The following is a 4,455-nucleotide window of genomic DNA, read 5'->3' on the forward strand; positions in this document are numbered from 1 at the left end:
ACCTGGGCAGCATGCTGGGCCTGTGGCTGACTGCAGGCAAGGTGTGGAGCAAGGTGGCGAGCTGATCGGGCTGCCCCGCCGGGCAGCGTGCACTCCGCGGTGACGACCTGCGTGGCAGCCTGCTCCAGTTCGCCACCGACTTCCTGGAGCACTTCAACCAGCCCCACGTCGGTCAGGCCTGCCGCCTGATCGCCGCCGATGCAGCACAGTTTCCCGAAGAGGCGCGTACGCTGTACCGGCATGGCGCCGGCGCGTTGACGCTTCATCTTGCTGAATGGATTGAAACCGTTTGCAGTCGCGGTCTGCTGCGGCATGACGACCCGCACTTCATGGCCGAACTGCTGCTGAGCATGATCGCCGGTCAGGATTTCGACAAACAGCGCTTCCATACCCCCCATCGTGATGACGCAGCGTTGCGTCGGCGCTGGGCAGAGTTCTCCGTCGATGGCTTCCTGCGCGCGTTCGCGCCGCAGCCCTCGCCGGCCCCGTCTTCAAACCAACCCCGGAGTTCCTCCTGATGACCGCCCCACTCCGCACCCTTGCCTTGACGTGCGCCGTTGCTGTCGCCGTAGCTGCCTGCAAGAAGCCGGAACAGCCGACGCCCCCACCGCCGGAGGTGGGCGTGATCGACGCCAAGCCGCAGACCTTGCCGCTGCAGCGCGAGCTGGTCGGTCGCCTGTCGCCTTTCCGCAGCGCCGATGTGCGCGCCCGCGTGCCCGGCGTGCTGCTCAAGCGCGTCTATCAGGAAGGCAGCGAGGTCAAGCAGGGCCAGACTCTGTTCCTGATCGACCCGGCGCCCCTGCGCGCCTCGCTCAACGCCTCCGAGGCCCAGCTGGCTTCGGCCCGCGCGACCTACGCCAACGCCAAGGTCGCCGCTGACCGTGCCCGTTCGCTGGCGCCGCAGAAGTTCGTGTCCAAGGCCGACCTGGACAACGCCGAGTCGGCCGAGCGCACCGCGCTGGCTGCGGTCAAGCAGGCCGAAGCCACCGTCACGTCCTCGCGCATCAGCCTGGGCTACACCGAAGTCACCGCCCCGATCAGTGGCGTGGCCAACAAGCAGCAGGTCACCGAAGGCGCGCTGGTGGGCCAGGGCGATGTGACCCTGTTGACCACCGTGGACCAGCTCGACCCGCTGTACGTGAACTTCTCGCTGAGCGTGGATGAACTGACCCAGCTGCGTGCGCAGCAGGCCAAGGGCACCTTGGCCCTGTCCGGCGACGGCAAGGCCACGGTCAACGTCAAGCTGGCCGACGGCAGCACCTACAGCGAGCCGGGCACGCTGGACTTCTCCTCGACCACGGTCGACCCGGCCACCGGCGCGGTGTCGCTGCGCGCGGTGCTGCCGAACCCGCAGAAGATCCTGCTGCCGGGCGCCTTCGTCAGCTTCCAGGCCAACCTGGGCGAGCGCAACAACGCCTATCTGGTGCCGCAGCAGGCCCTGCTGCGTGACACCACCGGCGGCTATGTGATGGTGGTGGGCGCAGACGGCAAGGTCGTCCGCAAGAACGTCAAGACCGACGGCGCGCAGAACGGCAACTGGCTGGTCAGCGAGGGCCTGGCTGCCGGTGACAAGGTGGTCGTCGCCGGCGTGCAGAAGGTCAAGGAGGGTACGCCGGCCACGGCCAAGCCGTGGACCCCGGGCCAGGACGCCAACGGCAAGCCTGCCGCCGGCGGTGCTGCTCCGGGTGCGCCTGCCGCAGCTCCGGCCGACGCCAAGGCACCGGCCAAGGCTGACCAGGCCGACAAGGCCGAGCCGGCCGCCACCGAATCGAACAAGCAGTAACGGGACATTCCGTCATGCCTAAATTTTTCATCGAACATCCAGTCTTCGCCTGGGTGGTGGCGATCCTGATCTCGCTCAGCGGCGTGATCGCGATCCTCAACCTCGGCGTGGAGTCCTACCCCAACATCGCCCCGCCGCAGGTGACCGTCTCGGCCACCTACCCGGGCGCAAGTGCGGATACCACGGAGAAATCGGTCACCCAGGTGATCGAGCAGCAGCTGACCGGTATCGATCACCTGCTGTACTTCAGCTCCTCGTCCGCGTCCAACGGCCGCGCCTCGATCACCCTGACCTTCGAGACCGGTACCGATCCGGATATCGCCCAGGTGCAGGTGCAGAACAAGGTCTCGCTGGCCACGCCGCGACTGCCTTCGGAAGTCACCCAGCAGGGCGTGGTGGTGGCCAAGGCCAACGCTGGCTTCCTGATGGTGGTGGCCCTGCAGTCCGATACGCCGACCATCAACCGTGACGCACTGAACGACATCGTCGGTTCGCGCGTGCTCGACCAGGTCTCGCGCATCCCCGGCGTCGGCAGCACCCAGCAGTTCGGTTCCGAGTACGCCATGAACATCTGGCTCAACCCGGAAAAGATGCAGGGCTATGGTCTGTCGGCCAGCCAGGTGCTGGCGGCGGTACGCGCGCAGAACGTGCAGTTCGCCGCCGGCGCGCTGGGCTCCGACCCGTCGCCGGAAGGCCAGCACTTCACCGCCACGGTGTCGGCCGAAGGCCGCTTCAGCTCGCCGCAGGAGTTCGAGAACATCATCCTGCGCGCCAATGCCGATGGCTCGCGCGTACTGCTGAAGGACATCGCCCGCGTTGCCTTCGGTGCCAACAACTACGGCTTTGATACCCAGTACAACGGCAAGCCCACCGGTGCCTTCGCCATCCAGCTGCTGCCGGGCGCCAACGCCCTGAACGTGGCCGAAGCCGTGCGCGGCAAGATGGACGAGCTGCAGCCCAGCTTCCCGGCCGGCGTCACCTGGTTCTCGCCGTATGACAGCACCACCTTCGTCAAGATCTCGATCCAGGAAGTGGTCAAGACCCTGTTCGAAGCGGTGTTGCTGGTGTTCCTGGTGATGCTGATCTTCCTGCAGAACTTCCGCGCCACCCTGATCCCCACGCTGGTGATCCCGGTAGCGCTGCTGGGTACGTTCCTGGGCATGTGGATGATCGGCTTCACGATCAACCAGCTGACCCTGTTCGCGATGGTGCTGGCAATCGGCATCGTGGTCGATGACGCGATCGTGGTGATCGAGAACGTCGAACGCATCATGACCGAGGAAGGCCTCGCGCCGAAGCCCGCCACGCAGAAAGCGATGACCCAGATCACCGGCGCGGTGGTGGCCATCACCGTCGTACTGGCGGCGGTGTTCATCCCCTCGGCCCTGCAGGGCGGTGCGGCCGGTGAGATCTACAAGCAGTTCGCCCTGACCATCGCCATCTCGATGGCGTTCTCGGCGTTCCTGGCACTGGGCTTCACCCCGGCGCTGTGCGCGACGTTCCTCAAGCCGACGCACAACGACAACCCGAACATCATCTACCGCACCTTCAACAAGTACTACGACAAGATCAGCCACACCTATGTGGGCCACATCACCTCCGCGGTGCGCCATGCACCGCGCTGGATGATCCTGTTCGTGGTGCTGACCGCGCTGTGCGGTTTCCTGTTCACCCGCATGCCGGGCAGCTTCCTGCCTGAGGAAGACCAGGGCTATGCACTGGCGATCGTGCAGTTGCCGCCGGGCTCGACCAAGAGCCAGACCAACGAAGCGTTCGCCCAGATGCGCGGCATCCTGGAAAAGCAGGATGGCTATGAAGGCATGCTGCAGGTGGCCGGCTTCAGCTTCGTCGGCTCCGGCGAGAACGTGGGCATGGGCTTCATCCGCCTGAAGCCGTGGGAAGAGCGCAAGTTCACTGCTCCGGAATTCATCCAGAACATGAACGGCGCGTTCTACGGCATCAAGGAAGCGCAGATCTTCGTGGTCAACCTGCCGACCGTGCAGGGCCTCGGCCAGTTCGGTGGCTTCGACATGTGGCTGCAGGACCGTAGTGGTGCCGGTTACGAGCAGCTGACCCAGGCCCGCAACATCCTGCTCGGCCAGGCCGCGCAGAAGCCGGACCACCTGGTGGGCGTGCGCCCGAACGGCCTGGAAAACGCCCCGCAGCTGCAGCTGCACGTGGACCGCGTGCAGGCGCAGTCGATGGGCATGTCGGTGTCGGACGTGTACAGCACCATCCAGCTGATGCTGGCCCCGGTGTACGTCAACGACTTCTTCTACGAAGGCCGCATCAAGCGCGTGACCATGCAGGCTGATGGTCCGTACCGCACCGGCCAGGAATCGCTGAAGAGCTTCTACAGCCCGTCCAGCCTGACCACCAATGCCGATGGCACCAACGCGATGATTCCGTTGAGCACGGTGGTCAAGTCCGAATGGGTCTCGGCACCGCCGTCGCTGAGCCGCTACAACGGCTACTCGGCGATCAACATCGTCGGCTCGCAGGCACCGGGCACCAGCTCGGGTGAAGCGATGCAGACCATGGAAGGCATCGTCAACGACGACCTGCCCGCGGGCTTCGGCTACGACTGGTCCGGCCTGTCCTACCAGGAAATCCTGGCAGGCAACGCCGCGACGCTGCTGCTGGTGCTGTCCATCGTGGTGGTGTTCCTGTGC

General features: G+C 65.6%; 2 protein-coding genes and 1 pseudogene. All 3 read left to right on the forward strand.

Going from position 1 to position 4,455, the window contains the following annotated elements; translation table 11 throughout:
* Nucleotides 1-86: 86 nt before the first annotated feature.
* A pseudogene (locus AB4Y84_RS14210) lies at nt 87-518 on the forward strand (TetR/AcrR family transcriptional regulator C-terminal domain-containing protein); the annotation flags it as partial.
* Nucleotides 518-1,783 carry an efflux RND transporter periplasmic adaptor subunit gene (locus AB4Y84_RS14215; RefSeq protein WP_033831510.1) on the forward strand — a complete coding sequence of 422 codons (1,266 nt, stop codon included), beginning with the start codon at nt 518-520 and terminating at the stop codon, nt 1,781-1,783. The pseudogene AB4Y84_RS14210 and the gene AB4Y84_RS14215, both read left to right, overlap by 1 nt.
* Before the next feature lie 14 nt (nt 1,784-1,797).
* Nucleotides 1,798-4,455 (forward strand): efflux RND transporter permease subunit (locus AB4Y84_RS14220; RefSeq protein ID WP_442250316.1); only part of this gene is annotated, 2,658 nt, incomplete at its 3' end.

It is taken from the genome of Stenotrophomonas sp. 2YAF22, assembly GCF_052114665.1.
In the GTDB taxonomy this organism is placed as follows: domain Bacteria; phylum Pseudomonadota; class Gammaproteobacteria; order Xanthomonadales; family Xanthomonadaceae; genus Stenotrophomonas; species Stenotrophomonas indicatrix.